Annotated in this window: 17 protein-coding genes; 13 read left to right on the plus strand and 4 right to left on the minus strand. The window is 37.0% G+C overall.

Features of this window, described 5'->3' with window-relative positions:
• Positions 1–17: 17 nt before the first annotated feature.
• Positions 18–335 (plus strand): hypothetical protein, encoded by a 318-nt coding sequence (locus ACA100_RS07315; RefSeq protein WP_481077054.1) that lies wholly within the window; start codon positions 18–20, stop codon positions 333–335.
• A gap of 119 nt (positions 336–454) precedes the next feature.
• Here ACA100_RS07315 and ACA100_RS07320 read toward each other — a convergent pair.
• A protein-coding gene (locus tag ACA100_RS07320) for an IS3 family transposase (protein WP_481076906.1) occupies positions 455–1,815 on the minus strand; the annotation gives its coding sequence in 2 pieces (ribosomal slippage) (positions 455–1,335 and positions 1,335–1,815; 1,362 coding nt in all).
• A gap of 85 nt (positions 1,816–1,900) precedes the next feature.
• Entirely contained in the window at positions 1,901–3,031 is a 1,131-nt protein-coding gene (lldD, locus tag ACA100_RS07325) for an FMN-dependent L-lactate dehydrogenase LldD (protein WP_481077055.1), read from the minus strand.
• A gap of 146 nt (positions 3,032–3,177) precedes the next feature.
• Between lldD and ACA100_RS07330 the strand changes: the two genes are divergently transcribed.
• A complete protein-coding gene (locus ACA100_RS07330; RefSeq protein WP_481077056.1) occupies positions 3,178–6,003 on the plus strand; it encodes an FAD-binding and (Fe-S)-binding domain-containing protein in 2,826 nt (941 codons plus the stop codon).
• A 302-nt stretch (positions 6,004–6,305) separates the two neighbouring features.
• Positions 6,306–9,632, plus strand: coding sequence for a hypothetical protein (locus ACA100_RS07335; RefSeq protein ID WP_481077057.1), 3,327 nt, complete (start codon positions 6,306–6,308; stop codon positions 9,630–9,632).
• A 54-nt stretch (positions 9,633–9,686) separates the two neighbouring features.
• Here ACA100_RS07335 and ACA100_RS07340 read toward each other — a convergent pair whose 3' ends face one another.
• Positions 9,687–10,286, minus strand: coding sequence for a TetR/AcrR family transcriptional regulator (locus ACA100_RS07340; protein ID WP_481077058.1), 600 nt, complete (start codon positions 10,284–10,286; stop codon positions 9,687–9,689).
• Between the two features lie 170 nt (positions 10,287–10,456).
• On the opposite strand from ACA100_RS07340, the gene ACA100_RS07345 reads away from it, so the two are divergent.
• From ACA100_RS07345 to ACA100_RS07390, 10 genes are all read left to right on the plus strand, one after another.
• The gene (locus ACA100_RS07345; protein WP_481077059.1) at positions 10,457–12,511 is read left to right on the plus strand and encodes a TonB-dependent receptor; all 2,055 of its coding nucleotides are present in this window, start codon (positions 10,457–10,459) and stop codon (positions 12,509–12,511) included.
• Positions 12,512–12,523: 12 nt separating this feature from the next.
• Positions 12,524–14,266 carry an ABC transporter ATP-binding protein gene (locus ACA100_RS07350; protein ID WP_481077060.1) on the plus strand — a complete coding sequence of 581 codons (1,743 nt, stop codon included), beginning with the start codon at positions 12,524–12,526 and terminating at the stop codon, positions 14,264–14,266.
• A 21-nt stretch (positions 14,267–14,287) separates the two neighbouring features.
• Positions 14,288–16,039 (plus strand): ABC transporter ATP-binding protein, encoded by a 1,752-nt coding sequence (locus tag ACA100_RS07355; protein ID WP_481077061.1) that lies wholly within the window; start codon positions 14,288–14,290, stop codon positions 16,037–16,039.
• 15 nt (positions 16,040–16,054) lie between these two features.
• Positions 16,055–17,284 (plus strand): MFS transporter, encoded by a 1,230-nt coding sequence (locus tag ACA100_RS07360; RefSeq protein ID WP_481077062.1) that lies wholly within the window; start codon positions 16,055–16,057, stop codon positions 17,282–17,284.
• A 369-nt stretch (positions 17,285–17,653) separates the two neighbouring features.
• Complete coding sequence (locus ACA100_RS07365; protein ID WP_481079119.1) at positions 17,654–18,604, plus strand: TRAP transporter substrate-binding protein; 951 nt, start codon at positions 17,654–17,656, stop codon at positions 18,602–18,604.
• Between the two features lie 108 nt (positions 18,605–18,712).
• Complete coding sequence (locus ACA100_RS07370; RefSeq protein ID WP_481077063.1) at positions 18,713–19,387, plus strand: TRAP transporter small permease; 675 nt, start codon at positions 18,713–18,715, stop codon at positions 19,385–19,387.
• Positions 19,387–20,670, plus strand: a complete 1,284-nt coding sequence (dctM, locus tag ACA100_RS07375; RefSeq protein ID WP_481077064.1) for a C4-dicarboxylate TRAP transporter large permease protein DctM — start codon at positions 19,387–19,389, stop codon at positions 20,668–20,670. Before ACA100_RS07370 ends, dctM begins: the two co-directional genes overlap by 1 nt.
• A gap of 190 nt (positions 20,671–20,860) precedes the next feature.
• The gene (locus ACA100_RS07380) at positions 20,861–21,832 is read left to right on the plus strand and encodes a hypothetical protein (RefSeq protein ID WP_481077065.1); all 972 of its coding nucleotides are present in this window, start codon (positions 20,861–20,863) and stop codon (positions 21,830–21,832) included.
• 102 nt (positions 21,833–21,934) lie between these two features.
• A complete protein-coding gene (locus ACA100_RS07385; protein ID WP_481077066.1) occupies positions 21,935–22,183 on the plus strand; it encodes a hypothetical protein in 249 nt (82 codons plus the stop codon).
• Between the two features lie 65 nt (positions 22,184–22,248).
• A protein-coding gene (locus ACA100_RS07390; protein ID WP_481076906.1) for an IS3 family transposase occupies positions 22,249–23,609 on the plus strand; the annotation gives its coding sequence in 2 pieces (ribosomal slippage) (positions 22,249–22,729 and positions 22,729–23,609; 1,362 coding nt in all).
• Positions 23,610–23,675: 66 nt separating this feature from the next.
• Here the strand turns inward: ACA100_RS07390 and ACA100_RS07395 are convergent.
• Positions 23,676–25,001: an APC family permease gene (locus ACA100_RS07395; RefSeq protein WP_481077067.1), complete on the minus strand. Its 1,326-nt coding sequence runs from the start codon at positions 24,999–25,001 to the stop codon at positions 23,676–23,678.
• Positions 25,002–25,057: the final 56 nt, after the last annotated feature.

Here is a 25,057-nt window from a genome sequence, read left to right on the forward strand (position 1 = left end):
TCACTAGGAGTTGAAAGATGGTATTAATAGTCGTAGCAATCGCAGTTGTTGTGTACATTTTAACTGCACTATTTATGAAAAAAGAACAAGTGAGAAGATTATGGTTCATTGCCTTTTTCTTGCTCATCATTGCTACAGCATGTAGCGTGATATTCATGCAATTTGATAAAGATAGCTTATTGGCCAATGCAAAAGAGATGTCAGAACTGTATATTGTTTATTTCTTGATCACACTTTTACCAGCTTTAGCTTTGATCAACTTATGGATGTTTAGATCTGTATTTTGGAAAGTTTTACGCGGTAAAGCGGTTGTTTTAGAGAAAGACACTCAATAATCAACTCATTGATTCATTAATATCTCACTTGCAAGGCGGGATATTATCTTATGGCTATTATAAAAACAGCAAGCCAACCCAATAGTGAACTGACCCCATAAACTTGGACAGTTTATAAATTATAAAGACAAGGACTGATTTCGATATTCTATCGGACTCAGTCCTTTTAGTTTGAGCTTAATTCGATCATTATTGTAATAATCGATGTACTCATGAATCTCTTTCTCTAATTGATCGATAGATTCAAATTTTTTCACATGAAATAGCTCTGATTTCAAAACACCAAAGAAGTTCTCAATCACAGCATTATCATAGCAATTGCCTTTGCGTGACATGCTTTGTCTAACTTTGTGATCTTTTAAAGATTGTTGGTACTGTTTCATTTGATATTGCCAACCTTGATCAGAATGTAAAATCAGTTTCTTGCGTCCTTTCTTATGTAACTTTAAATGCTTCAATGCCTTATTCAGCATTTTACCCACCAACTCATATTTGGAGTTTTTAGCAACTTCATAGCTAATAATTTCCTGATTATATAGATCTAAAATCGGAGATAAATACAGCTTTTCACCGTTCACTTTAAACTCTGTGACATCTGTTACCCATTTTTGGTTGGGCCTTTGAGCCTTAAAATTACGCTTCAAAATATTCTTCGCTATTTTTCCAACTTTTCCTTTATAAGATTGGTATTTCTTCGGTCTTACTAAAGATTTAAGATTCAGTAATCGCATGATTCTTTGAACTTTTTTATGGTTAATGGGGAAATCTTTTTGTAATATCGCAGTGATGCGACGATAACCATATCGACCTTTATGCTCATGAAAAAGGGCTGTTATCCTTGCTTTAAGGCTTTCATCTGAATCAGGCTTAGCCAATACTGCCTTATGATAGTAATAAGTGCTTTTGGCTAGATTCATGATTTTCAGTAACGATGACAATGAATGCTTTACTTTGAGTTCTTCTGCGATGATTGTTTGCGCCTGAGCGCTTCTTCCTTCTCGTCCAATTCCTGAAACTTTTTTAACACATCATTCTCCGCACGAAGATAGGCTAATTCAGCTTGAAGTTGATCTATCAACTTTTCTTGTTCAGTGCGATTATCAGGTTTTTTGGGCAATCTCATCTTTTTAGGTCTTCCTTTTTGACGTGGTTCAAGTGCACTCAAACCACCTTCTTTAAACAGTGATTGCCATTCTAATATAGAAGTAAATGCTGGAATATTAAAATATGAAGCCGCTTCGCGGGCAGAGTAATAATGATCTGACATAAACTTCAATACATAATATTTGAATTCAGCAGAATATAATCGTTTTGTTGTTCTTGGCTGAATCCCTGATTGACCATGATACTGATAAGCTTTGACCCACTTTTTAACGGTGGAGTGATCAATATTAAAATGATCAGCTGTAGAGCTATATCCATTTCCTTTTTGATAAAACTTAACAACTTTTAATTTGAAATCAAAAGAATACTTCGCCATATAAAAACACCCCAAAGTTGTGTCCAACTTTTGGGGTGCAGTTCAATAGCTGAGTTGGCTTTTTGTTGGTGAATATATTATGAGATTAAACCAAAATCTTACTCGTAATGTCTTGAATAGAGTTTGCGCCTGTTAATGTCATGGCAACGCGCATCTCTTTTTCAAATAGTGTTAATAGGTTTTCTACCGCACTTTGTCCGCCCGCTGCCAATGCATAAGCATAAGCACGGCCGATCATTACGCTATCTGCACCTAATGCAATCATACGCACAACATCTAAACCTGTACGAATGCCAGAATCCACAAGGATTTTAAGATCATTTTTCACTGCATCAGCAATCGGTGGTAATGCACGCGCTGAAGATAATACGCCATCTAATTGGCGTCCGCCGTGGTTGGAAACCACAATGCCATCAGCACCAAACTTCACAGCATCGCGCGCATCATCGGGATCCAAAATGCCTTTAATGATCAATGGACCATCCCAAAATTCACGAATCCATTCTAAATCCTTCCAGCTGATGGATTGGTCAAAGTTCTTCGTTAACCAGCCAATATAATCTTCTAAACCAATCGGCTGCCCAAAGTATTTAGAGATATTGCCTAAATCATGAGGCTTGCCTTGTACACCAACATTCCATGCCCAAGTTGGATGAGTGAATGCTTGAATCATGCGGCGAATATTTGCATTCGGCCCGCTCATGCCTGAATGAGCATCACGATAACGCGCGCCAGGTGTTGGTAAATCTACAGTGAATACTAATGTTTTTACACCATTGGCTTTGGCGCGCTCCAAAACATTCTTCATAAAACCACGATCTTTTAATACATACAGTTGGAACCACATTGGGCGATCAATTTGTGGTGTCACTTCTTCAATTGGGCAGATGGCAACGGATGACATTGTAAAAGGAATACCACGTTTTGCTGCTGCCTTGGCAGCTTGTACTTCACCGCGCTTGGCATACATGCCAGTCAAGCCAACTGGTGCTAATACCACTGGCATGGATAATGTATCATCCCATAATTGGGTTTCTGTGCTGATGTTGGACATATCACGCAGTACTAATTGCTTGAGTTCAATCTCTGATAGATCAGAAACATTGCGTTTTAGTGTGTGTTCTGCATACGCACCGCCATCGATGTAATGGAATAGAAAAGGCGGTAAAGTTTTTTCGGCAGCTTTTCTATAGTCGGTTGATGCTGAAATGATCATGTGATTTCTCCAATTAGAATCCTGTTCGATTGTCAATAAAAGTGTTTGCTTTACATTATCAGTGTTGATAATTTAAAACATTAATGCAAATGTAGCGCAAATAATCAGGAAAAATCAAATTGTATGGCTGGGGGGCTAAAACAATCATGGGAAATATAAAAACAACTCGGGGCGATTATGGTTTGTTTGAGAATGCTTTAAAGAAAGTGTTGCCTGAAAAACAGATATATACAGAATTAGCAGTGCGCTTTGCCTATGGTACAGATGCAAGTTGTTATCGTTACATTCCAGAGATTGTTGTGCGTGCACAAAATGAATCTGAAGTTTTAGGCATCATTAAAATCGCTCATGATCAGCAAATTCCAGTGACATTCCGCGCATCAGGCACATCGTTATCAGGGCAAACATCATCTAATTCAGTATTAGTTTTATTGGGGGATGATTTTGTCGATACGAAAATTTTGGATAATGGTGCGAAAGTTAAATTGCGCCCGATGGTGATTGGCTCTAATGCAAACTTGGCTCTGAAGCCTTTTGGCAGAAAAATTGGGCCTGATCCAGCAACCATTAATACAGCAAGAATTGGTGGGATAGCTTCTAACAACTCAAGCGGCATGTGCTGCGGTACGAAAGATAATAGCTATCACACAATGGATACGATGCGTTTAATCCTTGCAGATGGCACAATTTTAGATACAAGTGATGATAAAAGTGTCGCTGATTTTAGGCAGTCTCATGCGAGCTTTTTGGAATCTATTCAAAATTTAGCGCAAATGATTCGTGATAACCCTGAATTAGAAACAAAAATTCGTCATAAATATCGCCTGAAAAATACAACGGGTTATGGTATCAATGCGTTGGTGGATTTCACTGATCCCATTGATATGCTCACGCATTTAATCATTGGTGCAGAAGGCACATTGGCATTCATCAGCGAGATTACTTATAAAACAGTGGTGGATCACCCGCATAAAGCATCAGCTTTGATCTATTTTGATGATTTGGATAACTGCTGTAATGCAGTGACCGCGCTGCGTCAAAGAGCGACAGTGGATTCAGTGGAACTTTTGGATGCCCTCAGTATTCGTTGTGTGGGTTCACACATTACACAAAATCTCCCTAATTTTTTCTATGCGGATATTCCTGATGATTCAGGTTGTTTATTGATTGAAACCAAAGCAGAAAATGATGCATTGTTGGATCAGCAAATTAAGTTCATCAACAATTTAGTGAAAGAGCATCATGCCACTGAGCACAGTACTTTCTCAAAAGATACTGTTGTGACGGATTTCTATTGGAGCGTGCGCAAAGGCTTATTGCCCATTATTGGTGGCAGTCGCCCGCAAGGTAGTAATGTGATCACAGAAGATGTAGCCGTACCGATTGAACGCTTAGCAGAAGGTGTACGAGTTTTAACAGATTTATTGAAAAAGCATAACTATGAAGAAGGGATGATCATGGGGCATGCTTTGGAAGGGAACCTGCATTTTATTCTCACGCCAAAATTAGACAATGAAGAGGAGGTTAAAAAATATGATCTCTTTATGGATGAATTGGCAAAAATTGTGGCGATTGATTTCAATGGCTCATTGAAAGCAGAACATGGTACAGGTAGAAATATTGCGCCATTTGTGAAAGTAGAGTGGGGCGAAGATGCTTATGGCATCATGCGTGCGATTAAATCTATTTTTGATCCCAAAGGGATTTTTAATCCTGATGTGATCATTACTGATGATCCAACGTTGCATTTAAAAAATCTTAAAGCAATGCCAGAAGCTGACGCAATCATTGATCAATGCATTGAATGCGGTTTGTGTGAACCTGCTTGCCCATCGGATGGATTATCTTTAACGCCGCGTCAGCGCATTGTATTGTGGCGCCAGCATCAAGAATTAGTGCGCACAGGTGAAAATCCTGAATTATTGGCATCCATTCAGCGAGTTTATCCTTATATGGGCATTGAAACTTGTGCAACCACAGGCATGTGCGCAACTCGTTGCCCAATTGGGATTAATACAGGTGAAATGATGAAGGTACTGAAAGTTGCCAATCGTCAGCCTGATATCGCTAACTTTGCGCAATCTCACATTAATGGTTTGAGTAAAGTGGCAAGAGGAATGATCAATGCTTCCCATGCAATTGGTGCCCAGAACAGCGCAAAAATTTCTCAAAAAATGCACTCAATCTTCAAAGGCATTCCGATTCTGCCTGTATCTTTGCCAAAATCAGCAAAACCTATTACAAAATATGTGAATGACGATGCTCAGCAGTTTGTGGTTTATTTTGTATCCTGTGTGAATCGTACATTTGCAGAAGGCACAAATGATCATGTATCCGTTGCTGATCATACTTTGTCATTATTCAAAAAAGCAGGCTTTAACGCGATTTTCCCTGAAAATTATACGAGTTTATGTTGCGGGCAACCTTTTGAATCTACAAAAGAGTTATTGGCGAATGAAAAATCAGTGAATCGTGTGAATGATGCATTGTTGAAAGCAAGTCAAAATGGTGAATATCCTGTTTATATTGATAATGCCCCATGTGCTTTAAAACTCTTTGAAGCTCAGGATCAAGGCTTGTTGGATAGCCGAATTACACTCTATGATGCGGCAACTTTTTTAGCGGAAAAGGTTTTGCCCGAATTAACCATCGTGAATAAGCGTGAGCATTTGTCACTACATATCCCATGTTCAGCCACCAAAATGAAAGCAGCGCCAGCTTTAACAAAATTGGCAGAGGCTTGTACGGATGATTTGAGCTTTACGAATATTGCTTGTTGTGGTTATGCAGGGAATAAAGGGATGTTGTTGCCTGAATTGAATGCTAATGGATTAAGGTTATTGCAAAAAAATATCCCTGAATATTGTGATCATGGTGTTTCTATGAGTCGTACATGTCAGATTGGCTTAACTGAACATTCAGGGATTGAATACCAAAGTATTGAAGCATTATTAAATGCTTGTTCACAATAAAATAATTTACTTAATTTATTTTTGATTTAAGGCAATCAACTCAAAAAATATAGCAAATGGTTTGAAATGATCATTTGCTATGCAATTTTCATATTGTTATGAAGATCAAATTGTTAGATAGATTCATCGTATCTCAATGTTGCTCAATAGATAAAATTGATTGTTGGGAAGGGTTGATTTTATCGAAAATATATATAAAAAGTTGTATTATATTGCCATAGAGTTATGATTTCATTACAGTTTATGTTATAGGTATCTGTATATTATATCCAATAAATGTAATCAGTATAAGAGGCAAAATAATGAAAAAAAATGAGGCTTTTTATAAAGTAGGTGCGCTTGCAAGTATCGTCAGCTGTATTTTATTTGCTCAAGCTTATGGCCAAAATCTGAAGCCATCAAATGAACCTATTTTTAGTACGCCACAAGCAAAACCTAATATTCATCTGGTGCTAGATGATTCTGGATCTATGGATGCTAGAGACGTATGGGATGCTAATAAACAAAGAAAAATTAAACGTTCAGAGGCACTTAAATATGCATTTGAAAATTTATTTTATAAATATCGTGATAAAGCATATCTAGGTGTGAGCTTTTTATCCCAAAGGACGAATGGGCGCGGTTTAATTGCACAGCCAATTGCTGATTTATCTATCTTAGATGAATATACTTTTAGAAGAGATGTGATTACACCTGTATCTAATATGATTTTACGTGCACCTGGTATGACGCCTGTGTATTCTGGGGTATATGAAGCATCTAAAATGTTTAGAGGGCTCCCTGTTAATCAATATGGTTCAGGAGGGACAACGGCAACTGAATCAAGAGTCACTTACTTTCCTGCAGAACAACTTGCAACACCATTACGTTATAGATGCCAACAAAATCATATTGTATTAATGACAGATGGTTTACCCAATGAATATATTGCTAGAGGCATTGCAACAGAAGATGAGTCGATGTTTGGGACCACTTCTTTAGGTGGTAGAGGTTCTCGTGAATATAATGGTGTTAATCAACGACTATCAATTAACTTTGGTGCAACATCTCAAAAGATTAAATTAGGCGAACAATTAGCAGCTGTGGATTTGCGCGATGCTCAAAAATTAATTTTTAAGAATGGTCAATGGCAACAAAAACTCACTGATGATGCGGGGAGGAATTGGAAAGATCTTTTATCTCGCCCTATGAATATTACTACGCATAGCGTAAGTTTATATATGCCTAAAACCTCGCCAGTATATACACAATTGACAGCGCCAAGTAAAGGTATGAATTTAGGAGTGGAGCAAGGATCTAATGGATCAGCGGAGGATTTATTAATTGCATTTGATACGATATTTGCATCCATTATCCGTAGTACAAGTAGCTCATTTGCAAAGAATGATAAGACATATGCGGATATGTTAGAAGGTGCTCCACCAATGAAAAATGGTCGTGTAGACTTATCAAAAATTGGTGCGATTCGTTATGATACTATCTATAATTTTAGACAAAAATTCGGTAGTTTACGTGCTGTTGTACCGTATAAAATTACGGAAACGAATGCCAAAGGTGAAAAAACGTCTAAAACATTTACATCTATTATATGGGATAGCAATCAAACCATTAAGCCTAAACAGGGTAAATATGTCACTTTTTTAAACAGTAAAAAGAATGGTTTAGAAATTAATGAGCTAAACAGTGATGCAGTTAAAAAAGAATTCACTAAAGTTCTGAAAAAAGAGTTGAATAATCCCCATGCTGTTTATGATCAAAAATATATTCAGTGGCTGACAGATTTTAAAAATGCAGCGAGTCAGGGATTGCGCGGCCGATTGAATCCGATGGGTAGTATTACAAATTCAGATATTCAGATAGTTAATAAAGATGTATTGCATATCAATGTATTACCTAAAATGATGTCTACGAGTTTAAGTAAAGAGCTCGTGAATTATTTACTGTATAAAGCTAAATTCCAGCCCAAAAATTACGTGATTGTTGCGGATAATGATGGCTTTATTAACTTTATCAATGCTGAACGCGGTCTTACAGGTAATGCGAAAGGCGGTGAAAGGGATACAGCATATTTCCCACAATTATTGGTTAAACGTTTACCAGAAATTACAGAGCCGAATACTAATGCAACTTTGGTATTGGAAGGGAAAACTCGCATTGTGGATGGTAAAGTTTATCAGCCTGGTGTTGGTAATATTTATGCAACTATAGGTTTAACTAGCATGGGTACGGGCGGACAAGGTATCGTCGGTTACCGTATCTTTGGTGCATCTGATCTGAGTGTTAAAGAATGGAATGCATCTAGAGGATCTGTGAACAGTAATCGACCGATTATGAACCAAATTACGCCATTATTTGAAATTGATGGTACAGCAAAGAATTCTGATTATAAATTAGGTTATACATATTCTGATTTTGAGGTGTTTAATCGCATCATTAATAAAAATGGTGAAGATAGAGGTCAATTGGTGGCTGTATTTGGTAATGGTATGGCAGATAAATCAGAAATCTATTTTATGGATGCCTATACAGGTGAGAAGCTGCACAGTATTCCTTTACCAGGTGTGTCTGCGATCGCAATTGCTGCGAGCATACGAAAAGATGCGAGTGGCAAAGGGCAAGTTCTAGATCGACTATATGTAGGTGATTATTTAGGTTCTTTATATCGGATAGAGTTCAATGGTGCGGATTTTACTGATGATGATAAAACGAAAGTGACGCATTTATTCCAAGCACCACAGCATCCAACTAAAAAGTATCAGTCAGCAATTACGGCGAAACCATTATTGATTAAAAATGAGAAATCAGGTTTATTCGGTATTTATTTTGGTACAGGTGTTGCCAATAATCATGTACGTGATCGTGGCGATAATGCTGCTGTAGAGCATGGAATTTATGGTATTACAGATCGTAATAAAACAACGCCATTATCAACAACGACAGTATCTAATTTGCGAGCAAACATTGGAATTCAACCACTTTTATCAGTGAATAACTTAAAAGAAGGTAAGATCGGCTATAAGGACGGCTCAAATATTGATTACAATGAAACTGTTACGCATGATTTGGTTTTGACAAGCCCTGCGGGTGATGTAGCTAAAACACAAGATGGCTGGTATCAAAGATTGATCGCCGATGGTACAAAATCAGGTGAGCGTCTAGTTCAAGCACCGAAATATGATGAAATTTATAAAGCGGCAGTGTTTGCAACATGGGGTATTTCAGAGCGTTATTTACCTTATGATGACAATGGTTTGTATGATCCATGCTTAGCGGATTTAGCTTTTGGTAAAACCTTATCATTTGATATTTCAACAGGTGGAGTAGGTAAAACACCACGAGGCAATAAAGGTACAACAAATAATGCATTAGGTGTGCCGACAGGTGATGCGATTTCTGAGCCACCAACTAGTAATACAACGACTGATGTGAGTCAGTTGGAGAAAATTATCCAAGAGTCTTTAGAAGATTTGACAGGTAAGGATAATAGTACGCATACAACGGACAAAGATTCGAGTGGTGCATATTGTTATACAAGTATTACAGGTGAAATTGTTTGTGAAGAAGATGATCGCACAAAGAGAAAAGCGCCGCTTGTTAAAGGTCGAGTGAGTGTACAAACACTGATCTAACATTGACTGTTTTATTGAATGAAAGCTGAGCAAACGCTCAGCTTTTTTTATTGGTTATTCAGTTTGATATAAATTGGGGCCAGATAAACCGAACATAATGAGCTTGAGGACATCTTTGCGAAGCTCTTTTTTCTCGCCGCCATAAATGTTTTGTACATGTTCACTCATCATTAAATCATCCATGATTTTTAAATAAGCGTGTATCAATGGCACTGGATAATTTACATGAATGAGTTTTTTACGTTGTAATTCTTCAAAAAAATGGTTCAAAAATAGGTATTTTTGGTGGCGTTCTTCTTGTATAAATGCATCGAGTTCTTTGTTCTTGTTATTGTCAAAGTCTTTTAGTACCGCAGGAGTGAAGAACTTTTGCAGTGCAGCTTCCTGATATTGAAAAATGGCATTAATGAGTTCTTCTATATTGGTTGCCTGATGCAGAATATCTGAGTAATAGCTTTTGACATCAATTTGTTGTAACTTAATGATCTCTTTGAGTAATTCTATTTTATTTTTAAAATAGCGATAAAAACTCACACGACTGATCTGTGCTTCTTCACAAATATCGCCAATAGAAATACGCTGCCAACCATGTTGGCTAAATAATTTTTCGCTCGCTTGTATGATGGTTTGACGAGTTTGATTGCCTAGATCCATAACCTTCCTATCTACGTTTATCGGCACTATGGTAACCGAAGTTTGATATAAAACCTAAAATCAAATAACTCCTATTTGAGATTAATAATCATTTGCATTGTTATTTATTAATGATAATATTACAAAAATTGTAATATTTAAGCAAAATTGTTAACCAAGGGAAATATCCAATGTTGAAGCGGAAAAATACTGTCGTCGCAATGATGGCGTTATTGGTATCTGGGCAGGTGTTGGCAGAAGAGAGTTCTGTTGAATTTAAGCAAAATGAATCGGTCACAGATTTAAGTGCGGTGATTGTAGTTGGTGAAAAAGCAGGGCGATCTCATTTTGAAACTGCTGCGAGCACAGAAATTTTTGCCATTGATCAAGTACAAGCAGATGGTAATGTTCAATCTGTGAAAGATTTATTAAAGCAGACGCTGAATGTTGTGGATATTGGTAGTGTTGGAAATGATTTACCTGCTGTTCGCGGTGTGGATGGTTCTGGCCCAGCACAAGGTGCTGTAGCATTTTTGGCTGGTTCTCGCCCTCGTTTGAATTTATTAACAGATGGTCGTTCAGCGACTTATAACGAATTTGCATTTGCAACTCAATCCTTATGGGATATTGAGCAGATCGAAGTGTTTAAAGGGCCACAAAGTTTTTCTCAGGGTCGTAATGCGATTGCGGGTGCCATTGTGATGACTTCGAAAGATCCAAGTTTTGAATGGGAAGGTGGTGCGAAATTATTATTGGGTAATCAAAAAAGTCGACAAGGATCAGCTGTAATTTCTGGTCCGATCATTGCTGATGAGTTGGCATTTCGTGTGAGCTATGACCGACAGACGCGCCAAAGTTATGTGAAATTGCCAAGTTATTTTCCTGTGGGTAGCCCAAGAGATATTGAAACAACGACAACACGCGCGAAGTTATTATATACACCATCCAATTTCCCAGATTTTTTCACGCGTTTGACATTTAATAATATTAAGTCACGCACTCCACAAAATGAAGCGTCCACCAATCCTGGAGCGCCACGTTATACACCAGAACGCCCAATGTTTAAAACAGCATCTTATGCTGGAATTTGGGATGTGGATTGGCAAATCAATGACAATATTGGATTTGCTAATAAAGTGATTTATACCAAATATAAAAATAATCGCATTGGGGCTGTCAATGCTCAAGGGATTCCAGCAACGGTGGATGGTAAAGAGTGGCAGATTGAGCCTATTGTGCGCTTTAATAATGAGGATCAATTTTTACGGGGTTTAGTGGGGTTGTTTTTCTTTACAGGTAAGCAGGATGAAAGTGTCAAGCTGTTCAATCAGATGAATGTTTTTGATGATCGCACTACAACAAAAGCAGTATTTGCTGAATTAACGTATTCGCCGACAAAAGAGTGGGATATCACTATTGCAGGGCGATTTGAACAAGAAAAGCATAAAAGACACGGCGGAAGTTCACTCATTGCTGTGAATGTAGACAAAACAGAAAAAGTATTTTTACCTAAGGTGGATATTGCATGGAAGCCAACTGAGAATTTCACAGCAGGTTTTAAAGTCAGCAAAGGCTATAATCCTGGTGGTGCAGGTATTACATTTGGTCGACCATTTGTAGCTTATGAATATGAATCTGAGCAGGTTTGGAATTATGAGTTATATAACCGTATTCGCGCTTTGGATAATAAGTTAGAAGTGTTCACCAATATTTTTTATAACCAATATACAGATATGCAATTGCCTTATTATTTGGGCACAAATTCGGTTGTGATTCGGAATGCAGATAAAGTGGATACATACGGTGCAGAAATTTCTGCAAGTTATCAAGCAACGAATCAATGGTCGATTAATGGCGGTGTGAGTTATTTAAAAACCGACATTAAAAAATATCCCAATAGTGGCGTCGAAGGGAAATCCTTAAGCCGAGCGCCTGAATTTACATTTAATCTAGGTACGCATTATACACACGGTCAATGGGATTTAGGTGGCAATATTCATTGGACAGATCATTATTATTCCAATTATACAAATGATAAAAATGGCCGAATCTCTTCTTATACACAAATGAATTTATATGCAGGTTATACATTTGAAGTGGCAGGTTTGGAATCTGCACGAATTTCATTTTATGCAGACAATATATTGAATTCAAAACGCCCCACATTCATCCCAGCCAATGAGAGAAAAGAAGCAATTATTCAACGTCCGCGTGCGATTGGTTTAACTGCTGAATTTAAATTTTAAGAGTATTGAAACATGAGTTTACGACATCAAGATATTTATCAGCCCATTTCGGGTTGGTTGAAGAAATCCATGATTATGGCTTCGATTGCGCAGTTGATGAAAATGGGATTATGGTTAATGATGCTAGCCATTATTTGGCTGTTATCTGAACAAAAATTTGGTTATGCATATGCTGTAACAGGTGCTTTATTAGTATTTTCCATTATTTATTATACGTTGAAAATTAAAGCACATGATCAATCTCATTATGGTGCATTTGAGCTCGAGGAAGTTTTACGTGCTCGTCTAGCAGATAAAATCAGTCAACTGCCGATAGGTTATGTACGAAATCTTGGTACAGGCGGTTTGGCGAAGATCTTATTGGATGATGTGCATGCTTTACATTCATATGTTGCGGATGCTCCGCCATTAAAAGCTGAGGCTTATGTAACGCCAATATTAATTTTAAGTGTGTTGTTAATTTTTAATTGGCCTTTTGCATTAGCAGTTTTTCTATTGTGTGCGGTGATTTTAGTGGCATTACAAATATTGATGCGTAGAGGACGAGAATTTCGACGTCAATATATGAAATCATTGGCTCATGTTAACTCTGCCATTATTGAATACGTTCAAGGAATGAGCACTGTCCGAGCATTTGATGCAGGTGATAGCTCATTTGGTCGTTATCAACAGGCATTGGAAAATTATAATAATGTGATGCAAGCTTGGCTCAGTAAAATTGGTGTGGGAAATCGTTTAGCGAGAACGTTATTTTCACCGATGCCGATGCAGATTTTACTCTTAATTGTCGGGACATGTTTGTATGTTAAAGGTTATGTGGATTTCATTGATCTTGTTCTCTACTTTATGTTGGCAGCGGGCATTGTTGAAAGTTTGCATCCTTATATGGCGTTGCATAGTTTATTGGAAAAGTCCCGAGCTTCCATTGAGCGAATTTGGGAAATTGAAGCAATGTCAGGTTTAAAAGAGCCGACGGATGCAGAGGCGCAATCACCAACACAGCATGCTATTCGTTATAACAATGTCTCTTTTGCATACGATGAAGATGGTCAATCTGTGTTGAATCAAGTCAGTTTTGATGTGCCTGAAAAAAGCTTCACGGCCATTGTGGGGAGTTCTGGATCGGGGAAAACAACATTGATCAATTTATTGCCTAGATTTTGGGATGTGACAAATGGCAGCATTCAAATTGGTGATGTGGATATCAGAATGATGAAGCAGGAAGATCTCATGAGCAGATGTTCCTTTGTATTCCAAGACAGCTTTCTTTTTTCCTGTTCCATTGCAGAAAACATTCGTTATGGTTTAGAAGCCACGAATGAACAAGTGATTGAAGCTGCTCAATTGGCGAATATTCATGATTTTATTATGACTTTGCCAGAGCAATATGACACAAAAGTGGGTGAGCGCGGACAGTTGTTATCTGGTGGGCAAAAACAACGATTAACCATTGCACGTGCATTTTTGCAAAATCGTCCAATTCTAGTTTTGGATGAACCAACAGCATTTTCTGATGCTAAAAACGAAGCATTATTAATGCAGGCATTTCAAAAATTAATGGTGGATAAAACTGTAATTATGATAGCCCATCGGTTATCTACGATCGTGGATGCAGATCAGATTGTCTATTTAGATCAGGGCAAAGTTATTGCCAAAGGTAATCATTCGACATTATTGGAAACTAATGAAGCTTATCAGCAATTGTGGTGTGATTATCAGCAAACACAGAATTGGACAATGACGCAATCTCATTAATTAGGAAATGATTTTATTATTATGAAAAATTATATTAATCAAGAAACTCGCAGTGTTGATAGCGTTTTCGGTACTGTGAATCAGCTATTATTAGCAGCGGGAGAGCAAAGACCGATATTAATGCGCTGTTTAATCTTTGGTGTGCTATCTGCTGTATTTTTTGGTATCTCTCTCACTATGTTGTATCCATTTTTTGCAGCTTTGGTGAGTGGCGAACGCTGGTTATCACCATTGATAGTGGTTTTGGTGCTTTTGTCCATCAGTTTAGTGCTGCGTTTATTGTCAGAAAGTTATGATACAAAAGGTTATGCAAATTTAGCCATTCACGAATTGCGTCATCGTTTAGGTGAAAAATTGCGAAGTATTCCTTTGCTGAGCTTAAGTAATCAGCGTTCTGGAGAGATCAATGCTGTATTAGTACAAAGCGTGAATGAAGCAGCGGGTTATGGATTCATGCTGATGACAACCATTATCTATGCGATGATTGTGCCGATTGCGGCAGCAATCACAATGGCGGTTTATGATTGGCGATTTGCTGCTGTCATGTTATTGGTCTTTCCAATGGCAATTCCACTCTATTTTTGGCGTAGAAAAGCATTTCGTCGTGGATTCAGTATTTTAGCGGAAGCTAATGGACAGCTTAAGGGTGAAGCAATTGAATTTATTCAAGGTTTGGATGTTTTAAAATCTACAGGTGAAGTGAAAAATAAGCATAATACTTTTGCAGAAGTGGCGCATGATGTCGCTAAAATTCAAGCTTATGGTACGAAGAAAGGCGAGATCCCTAATTTGATGATCACATCGACAGTGCAATTGGGTTTAATTTTAATTGTGCTTTTAGGTATTTTTCTCGTACAAAGTGGCAGTGCATCATTTTTTCTATTAGCAACAGCGATGGTGATCATTGTTCGTGTGACGGATTTATTGAACTTTTTTGTGCAAATGTCATCACTTTTGGAAATTTTTGTGATTGGTTGTGAAAAGCTACAGCACATGCTGTCACAGAAAGATTTACCAGAGAAAGAGTGTAAAAATATGCCCAAGCAATATGACATTACATTTGATCATGTGGATTTTGCTTACAACGAAGATAAGATTGCATTACAAAATATTGATGTAACGATTCCTGAAAAATCTTTCACCGCTTTAGTTGGACATTCTGGTTCTGGTAAAACGACCTTAACAAGGATGATTCTGCGCCATGATGATGTGACAAAAGGAGCTGTTAAAATTGGCGGCGTTGATATTCGTGATATGACACAGAATCAATTAATGAGCATGGTTTCTGTCGTATTTCAAGATGTCTATCTTTTTCAAGATACGATTTTAAACAATATTCGTATGGCAAAGCCAAATGCAACTGATGAAGAAGTGGTTGCTGCTGCTGAAAAGGCACAATGTCATGATTTTATTATGCGTACGAAATCTGGCTATACAACTGTTTTATCTGATTTAGGCAGCAGTTTATCAGGCGGTGAAAAGCAACGCATTGCCATCGCACGCGCCATTTTAAAAGATGCGCCAATTTTGATTTTGGATGAGCCAACTGCTGCATTGGATACAAAGAATGAATTGTTGGTGCAAAAAGCATTGGATGCACTTTTAGTGGATAAAACCATCTTGGTGATCGCACATCGTTTATCCACGATTGTGGGGGCAAATCAGATTCTTGTGATGGAGGATGGTGAAATTATTGAAAAAGGTCAACATGCTGATTTGATTAATCAAAAAGGACGTTATTACGAATTTTGGCAAACACAGCACATTGCGTAAATAAGGATTTTGATTATGAGTTCTATCTCTCGTAGAGATTGGTTTTTGCTCCTAAGTTTGGGTAATTTTAAAATTACTCTTGTGGGCTTTTATATGATCAGTATTGTCACGATCTTAAAACAGAATGGATACAGTTTAAATCAATTGAGTTTGATTTATTTATTGGCATCTATTGAATTGGTGCAGGTTTTGGTATCACTCATTATTGAGCGCTATCAAGTGAATAATCGATCAGGACATTTTAGGTTTTGGTTATTGCTCAGTAATGGAGTGATATTTATAGCTTTATGTGCACTTTTTTGGATTGATATTACGACACAATTTCATTGGTTATTAGTGATCTGCTTTGTCTTGAGTATCATGGGGATTTTTTTAGCCAGTGCAACATTAGGTTTAAACAGTACGATTCTGAGTTATCGTGAACGAGGATTTGGTGGTGTTGTACAGGTGTTATCTGCGCGATCTGGTCGAATGATCGGCGGTGGATTAGTCTTGTATCTCTATCAACATTGGGGTTGGCATGTTGCAGTTGGTTTGATGCTCATATTGTCTTTGTTAATGAATGTTCAGCTTTATTTTTATCGTGAACCTTTGCTACAGAATAAGACAAAAAAAACTGTGATTGCATGGCAAGATCTGTTTAAACGTATTTGGATATATTGGATGCAACCTACAACAGGTTGGCGTTGGTTTATTTTGTTGCTTTTATCGTGTGTACCTTATGCTTTGACTGCTACAACATTCATTCCTGTCTTAAGTAATCAAGGATTGGATGCTGCGAATATTGGTAAAATTCTAGCGATTTATTTGCCGATATTGTGCATGCTTTCTAGTCCTATTTCAGGTTGGATGATGCGTCATTTAAGTCGTTATACGATGATTTTTAGTATTTTATTATCACAGGTATTTGTTTTAGCATCTTTCATGTGGAAAGAGGAGTTGGCGACTCTTTATCACAATGCATTCATTGTACAGATCATGATTTTAAGTATTGGTTATACGTTATTATTGCCAGCTGTCATGGCAGTGTTTATGGATAAAGCGGGTAGAGATATGGTGACGGTAGATTCTTCTCTGCAATATACTGTCATGATGACAGGCGCGTCCTTTGCAAGTTTTATTTCATTGCGATTAGCAAGTGCATTAGGTTTTCAATGGGTTTATGGAATTTCTGCCATGATTTCATTATTAACGGTTTTGTTTATTATATTATTCTGCCAACGTATTTTTATCACTAATGAGTAAAATTTATTAATCATTATTATTACATGTATTATATTTAAAGCCTTGAAAATAGTTATTTTTGAGGTTTTTTAATGCACATATATTCATATAATGTAATCTCTCTGTAGTTTTATATTATTGTATCTATATGATAAATATATATAAATTGTTTTTTATTTGAAAAATACTGGTTAATATATTTTTATTTGCTTTTTTGTGTGCTACAGTTTCTAAAGATATTGGCTCGAAAAATAATATAACAAGGTCAGTTATCTACATTTTAGGGATTAATATTTAATATTTTAAAAAAGGGTTTGGGGTAAAATAATGAATAATTTGATGAGTAAATTATTAAGTAAAGTAGTTGCGCCAGTAGTTTTAACATGTGGGATGTTAGGCATGGCAAATGCACAGAATCAAGATCCTATCGTGATTAAATTTGCGCACGTTGTTGCAGATTCAACACCAAAAGGTCAAGGTGCTCAATTGTTCAAGAAATTGGCAGAAGAGAGATTACCTGGCAAAGTTAAAGTAGAAGTTTATCCAAACTCATCTTTGTATGGTGATGGACAGGAAATGGATGCATTGTTATTGGGCGACGTTCATATTTTAGCGCCATCATTAGCAAAATTTGAACATTATCAAAAGAAAATTCAATTATTCGATTTACCATTCTTGTTTGATGACATGGCAGCTTTAGATCGTTTCCAAAACAGTGAAGCAGGTCAAAGTTTGTTGAACAGTATGAAAGATAAAAACATCACAGGTTTGGCTTATTGGCATAATGGTTTGAAGCAATTGTCAGCGAATAAAGAGTTGCGTACGCCAAGAGATGCGCGTGGTTTGAAATTCCGTGTACAGGCATCAGCAGTATTAGAAGAACAATTTAAAGCATTGCGTGCAAACCCACGTAAAATGGCGTTTGCTGAAATGTACCAAGGTTTGCAAACTGGTGTTGTAAATGGTGCAGAAAACCCATACTCCAATATTTATTCACAAAAAATTCATGAAGTGCAAAAGAATATCACTGAATCTAATCACGGTACTTTAGATTATATGGTAATCACAAACACTAAATTCTGGGATGGTTTACCTGCAGATGTTCGCACTGAATTAGAAACAATTTTGGCTGAAGTAACATTAGAAGTTAATGCACAAGCGAATGCTTTGAATGAAGGCGCTAAGAAGAATATTTTAGAAGCGGGTACAACAGAAATCATCACTTTAACACCTGAAGAGCGTGCTCAATGGCGTGATGCTGTTCGTCCTGTGTGGAAGAAGTTTGAAGGCGACATCGGTGCAGATTTAATCGAAGCTGCTGTTCAATCAAATAATCCATAATCATCAGAAAATGATCAGTCGCAACAGATATTAACTGCCTTGGCAGGGAAAACCCCTAATATGAAAAATATCAGGGGTTTGTTGCGTTATAGATCATGAAGGGAATATATGTTTATTAATGCTTATCGCTTCATGGATAAACTGTGGCAAAAGACAGAGATCTTTATGATGGTTTTTATCCTAACTTCCATGACGCTTGTGACATTTATTTATACCATGCTGAACAATCTCTATATGCCATTTTATAAACTGGCGGATTGGGTTGCAGGGGAAGAAGAGTCAAAATTAGAAATATTTTTCTTAGATGCAGGTGATTATATGATGGATTTGGCGAGCTCTTTTAGCTGGTCCAATGAATTCACAAAGGCCTCTTTTGCATGGTTGATCTTTTTTTGTATGTCTTATGGTGTTCGCATTGGTGGGCACATTGGCGTAGATGCTTTGGTTAAAAACTTTAATACAACAACCCAAAGAATTTTAGCTTATGTCGGCTTGGGTGCATGTTTAGCATATGGCGGTATTATGCTATTTGCCAGTATTGATTGGGTTTTAAACTTTTATAATTTAAGTACATTGGCGGAAGGTTTGGATCGCTTTGGGATTATGCGTTGGCACATTACAGTCATTGTTCCGATCGGCTTTTTCTTGTTGATGTGGCGTTATTTAGAGATAGGTTATCGTATTGTGACTCACCAACAAAATACATTAGGGTTAGCAGATGAAGCTGCGGATGCTTTGGCATTAGAAGAAACACAAAAAACTGAAGAAAAAGGAGCGATCTAATGACCATTGCCTTTTTATTCATTTTATTATTTATTTTAATGCTCATTGGTGTGCCTGTTGCGATTTCGCTAGGTTTATCAAGCGCATTGACGATCATCTTTTTCAGCCCTGATTCACCACGCAGCTTGGTGATTAAGATGTTTGAAACATCAGAGCATACGACATTATTGGCAATCCCATTCTTTTTGATTGCAGGCGCATTTATGACGACGGGCGGTGTTGCGCGCCGTTTGATTGATTTTGCGAATACTTGTGTTGGGCACATTCGTGGAGGTTTAGCGATTGGTGCAGTGTTGGCATGTATGTTGTTTGCGGCTTTGTCAGGTTCAAGTCCTGCAACAGTTGCAGCAGTTGGATCAATTGCCATTGCAGGTATGGTGAAATCTGGTTATCCAAAAGAGTTTGGTGCGGGCATTGTATGTAATGCAGGAACATTGGGGATTCTGATCCCACCATCTATTGTCATGGTTGTTTATGCGGCTGCAACAGAGCAATCTGTGGGCAAAATGTTCATAGCAGGCATTGTACCTGGTGTAATGTTGGGCGGTGCATTGATGGTTGCAATTTATATTGTTGCACGCATTAAAAAATTCCCAGCACAACCTCGCGCAACATTCAAAGAGTGGATTGTATCGTTTAGACGTGCATTGTGGGGTTTATTGTTGATGGTGATTATCTTGGGTGGTATTTACTCAGGAATGTACACTCCGACGGAAGCAGCTGCTGTTGCAGCGGTTTATTCTGCGATGATTGCGCTTTTTGTCTATAAAGATATGGGAATTCGCGATTTTCCTAAAGTGATGTTGGAATCAGGTAAGTTGACAGTGATGTTGATGTTCATCATTGCCAATGCCATGCTGTTTGCACATGTATTAACAACAGAACAAATTCCACAATCCATTGCGGCTTGGGTGGTTGAGCAAGGTTTATCACCATGGATGTTTTTGGTGATTGTTAATATTGTATTACTGATCGCAGGTAGCTTTATGGAGCCTTCTGCTGTTATTATGATTTTAGCGCCGATCTTTTTCCCGATTGCTGTGGAGCTGGGTATTGATCCGATTCATTTAGGAATCATCATGGTTGTGAATATGGAAATTGGCTTGATCACACCACCGATTGGTTTGAACTTATTTGTAACATCAGCTGTTACTGGTATGCCAATTACGCGCACAATCAAAGCAGCATTGCCATGGTTATTAATCTTATTGTTCTTCTTGATGTTGATTACTTATATTCCATCCATTTCTATGGGATTACCAACATTAATTAATGCGAAGTAGTGGTTAATCAAATTATTATTTAATTAATAAGTAGATTATATTTCAAAGCCCAATAGAATATTATTGGGCTTTTGTTTGGCATTAAAAAATTACACTACAAAGCACCTGACAGAAACATACGAGTGATGAGGATTTGAATAAAATGTACAAGAAAATAATATTATTACTAGGCTTAATGTTGGGAGTGGCAATGAGTGAAGATGTAACAAAAGAAACATTAATGGTGCGCTATGACATCAACTATAGAGCTCATCTTATGAGTTGTACTGTTGATCTAAATAATAAAAATATTTTTAATACAGCGTATATTAATAAAAAATCTTTACCGTATTTATTAAACTATACACATGGTGTGACACAGTACATTAATAAAGGTAAAAATTTATTTAAAGTAAAAGTGGATGACGCTGCCTATTTTTTAAATCCTAAAGAGAAAAATAGAGCTTATTGTGAGGTGACAGTCACTGCCATTATCGTTCATCCTGAAACTGAAGAAATAAAGCGAGAAGATGTATTCAATATGCGGTTTACGATTAAGGAAGAGGCTGATGCAAACGGTAATAAAAAACCCATAATTTCCACAGAAGAGTCAATGGATTATCGTCAACAATCCTTGGCTGGGCGAGAGATTAAATTTTTAGAAAAATATTCTTTAGATATTTATAAGAATGGTTCTGTATTTGTAACTCTTCCGTCATATACAAGAACCTTACAAGTGAATCATGATATTCCACTGAGTTGGGTTAATGATGCAACACCCGTAAAAGATACACCAGAAATCCGTCAATTAGCATTGGATAAGTATAAAGAAATTCGGATTGCAATTGAAAATAGGGAATGGGATGAACTCAAAGAGTTATTAGAGCCAGGTTTGACGGATATGGCTACTATTAAATTTATAACCAGAGATGAGTATTTTAATCAATTAAGAGAGCAGTTATTTAATCAATTGGCATTGGATGTTCAACTAGGCTGGAAATCTGACCCCAATATTCCTGAAGGATACCAATTCGTATTGATTGCTGATGGTAAGCTCTTTAGTTATTTTTATTTGAGAAATCGTGAGGCATCACCTGTGAGTTGGGAAAGAAATAATCAGAGAACATGGTTCAGTCCCACATTGACATATATTAATGGGCAAGTGAAAGTTGGAGCTTTTTAATTTCTAGATTCTTAATGTTAGCCATTGTAAATTAAAATCAGATTTTTCTGGGTGAAGACGTTATAATGTCGCCTGTTTTTAAACGGATGAAAGAGGTTTACTATGTCAGAACTGAATAAAAATGTTGTCTATAGCAATATCCAAATGGTGGGTTTTAGATGTATGGACAAGGATGCAGAAGAATTCAGTTTGATCAAAGAAGGCGAAGATAAGTTCGTGATTGAACATGCAACTTCCATTGAAAACGAGCGTTACGGTTCGCGAATGGAAATGACTCGTGCAGATTTAGAAGAATTTGTGAAAAATATCCAAGAACAATTGTTGGATAATCAGTGGAAAGCTGAAGAGTAAATAAAAAGCCAGTTCAAATGTGAACTGCACCCCAAAAGTTGGACACAACTTTGGGGTGTTTTTATATGGCGAAGTATTCTTTTGATTTCAAATTAAAAGTTGTTAAGTTTTATCAAAAAGGAAATGGATATAGCTCTACAGCTGATCATTTTAATATTGATCACTCCACCGTTAAAAAGTGGGTCAAAGCTTATCAGTATCATGGTCAATCAGGGATTCAGCCAAGAACAACAAAACGATTATATTCTGCTGAATTCAAATATTATGTATTGAAGTTTATGTCAGATCATTATTACTCTGCCCGCGAAGCGGCTTCATATTTTAATATTCCAGCATTTACTTCTATATTAGAATGGCAATCACTGTTTAAAGAAGGTGGTTTGAGTGCACTTGAACCACGTCAAAAAGGAAGACCTAAAAAGATGAGATTGCCCAAAAAACCTGATAATCGCACTGAACAAGAAAAGTTGATAGATCAACTTCAAGCTGAATTAGCCTATCTTCGTGCGGAGAATGATGTGTTAAAAAAGTTTCAGGAATTGGACGAGAAGGAAGAAGCGCTCAGGCGCAAACAATCATCGCAGAAGAACTCAAAGTAAAGCATTCATTGTCATCGTTACTGAAAATCATGAATCTAGCCAAAAGCACTTATTACTATCATAAGGCAGTATTGGCTAAGCCTGATTCAGATGAAAGCCTTAAAGCAAGGATAACAGCCCTTTTTCATGAGCATAAAGGTCGATATGGTTATCGTCGCATCACTGCGATATTACAAAAAGATTTCCCCATTAACCATAAAAAAGTTCAAAGAATCATGCGATTACTGAATCTTAAATCTTTAGTAAGACCGAAGAAATACCAATCTTATAAAGGAAAAGTTGGAAAAATAGCGAAGAATATTTTGAAGCGTAATTTTAAGGCTCAAAGGCCCAACCAAAAATGGGTAACAGATGTCACAGAGTTTAAAGTGAACGGTGAAAAGCTGTATTTATCTCCGATTTTAGATCTATATAATCAGGAAATTATTAGCTATGAAGTTGCTAAAAACTCCAAATATGAGTTGGTGGGTAAAATGCTGAATAAGGCATTGAAGCATTTAAAGTTACATAAGAAAGGACGCAAGAAACTGATTTTACATTCTGATCAAGGTTGGCAATATCAAATGAAACAGTACCAACAATCTTTAAAAGATCACAAAGTTAGACAAAGCATGTCACGCAAAGGCAATTGCTATGATAATGCTGTGATTGAGAACTTCTTTGGTGTTTTGAAATCAGAGCTATTTCATGTGAAAAAATTTGAATCTATCGATCAATTAGAGAAAGAGATTCATGAGTACATCGATTATTACAATAATGATCGAATTAAGCTCAAACTAAAAGGACTGAGTCCGATAGAATATCGAAATCAGTCCTTGTCTTTATAATTTATAAACTGTCCAAGTTTATGGGGTCAGTTCAAATGTGAACTGGCTTTGTCGTATTTGTAGTATTTATAAATCTGCACTGAGCTTAGTTTTAAAGCCTTTGGTTAAGAATAATAAATATAATAATCCCAATAAGAACCAAATGAACCCTAAAATCAATGAGTAATGGTTAAGGTTGATTAACAAGATAAAGTCTAATGATGCGCCAATGAATGGGATCACCAAGAATAAGATTTTATTCTTTGTCGTTTTCTCTTGCTTTTTGAAGTACAAAAACATGACTGCAATATTGACCGAGATGAATGCTACGAATGCACCAAAATTAATGAAAGATGCAATGAAGTTCAATGTCATGACGATTGCAAATAACGATAAAAATGAGATCAATAAGATGTTGTTAATCGGCGTTTGGTGCTTTGGATGTAGTTTGCCAAAGAATGCAGGTAATAATTTAGCGCGGCCCATTGCATATAGTACGCGTGCACCACTTGCTTGAGCAGATAATGCAGAGCCTGTAATGGCAATTGCTGTAATGGCTAAAAATAGCGCCTCTAATAATTTACCGCCAGCAAGTGAAACAAGCTCATAAGATGCAGCATCAGGATTAGAGAATGAATCATAATCTGGCCATAAATTATGGCTCAAATATGCAATGAAAGAGAACAGTACGCCGCCCAATAATGTTGCGATTAATATGGCTCTTGGAATGTTGCGCTTAGGATTGACAGCTTCTTCTGAAAATGTAGAAATTGAGTCAAAACCTAAGAATGAGAAGCATAATAAAGATGCACCTGCCAACATGTATGAGAATGAATTTTCGGGATTATAGATGGAGGATAAATTGAATAATGTGCCAGTGCCAGTGCCACCTAAAATACTCTTAATAACAAAAATAGAGTAGATTACTAAGAATGCCGCAGATAATGCGATGATGATTAAGTTTGCATTGGCAGCCAATGTAATGCCACGCAAGTTGATAATGGTGACGACAATAATGATGGCAAGAATGAATACATATTCAGGCACTTCTGGAAAAGCTGCATGGAAGAAAATCCCGAACACTAAATAATTCACCATTGGGATAAATATATAATCCATTAATACAGCCCAGCCAACCATAAAGCCAACATTGGGATGAATTGCACGCTGTGCATAAGAATAAGCGGAGCCTGCAATCGGATATTCTTTGGCCATTTGACCATAACTGTAAGCTGTGAATAGCATGATACACATTGCGACAATGTATGCCCCTGTCACCATGCCTTTGGTCATTTGTGAGGCAAGACCGTATGTTGTGAATACAGTGGTTAACATCATGAAAGCTAAACCGAAGAGCACCAATTGCCATAATGTTAAGCTGCGTTTTAAAGTAATTTGTTCATTTTGTTGCATGAAAAGTCTCCCGTTCACGTTATGGGCATAACGCGGACAATAAAAAATAAAGGTCA

This window comes from Wohlfahrtiimonas sp. XWW7 (assembly GCF_056716055.1).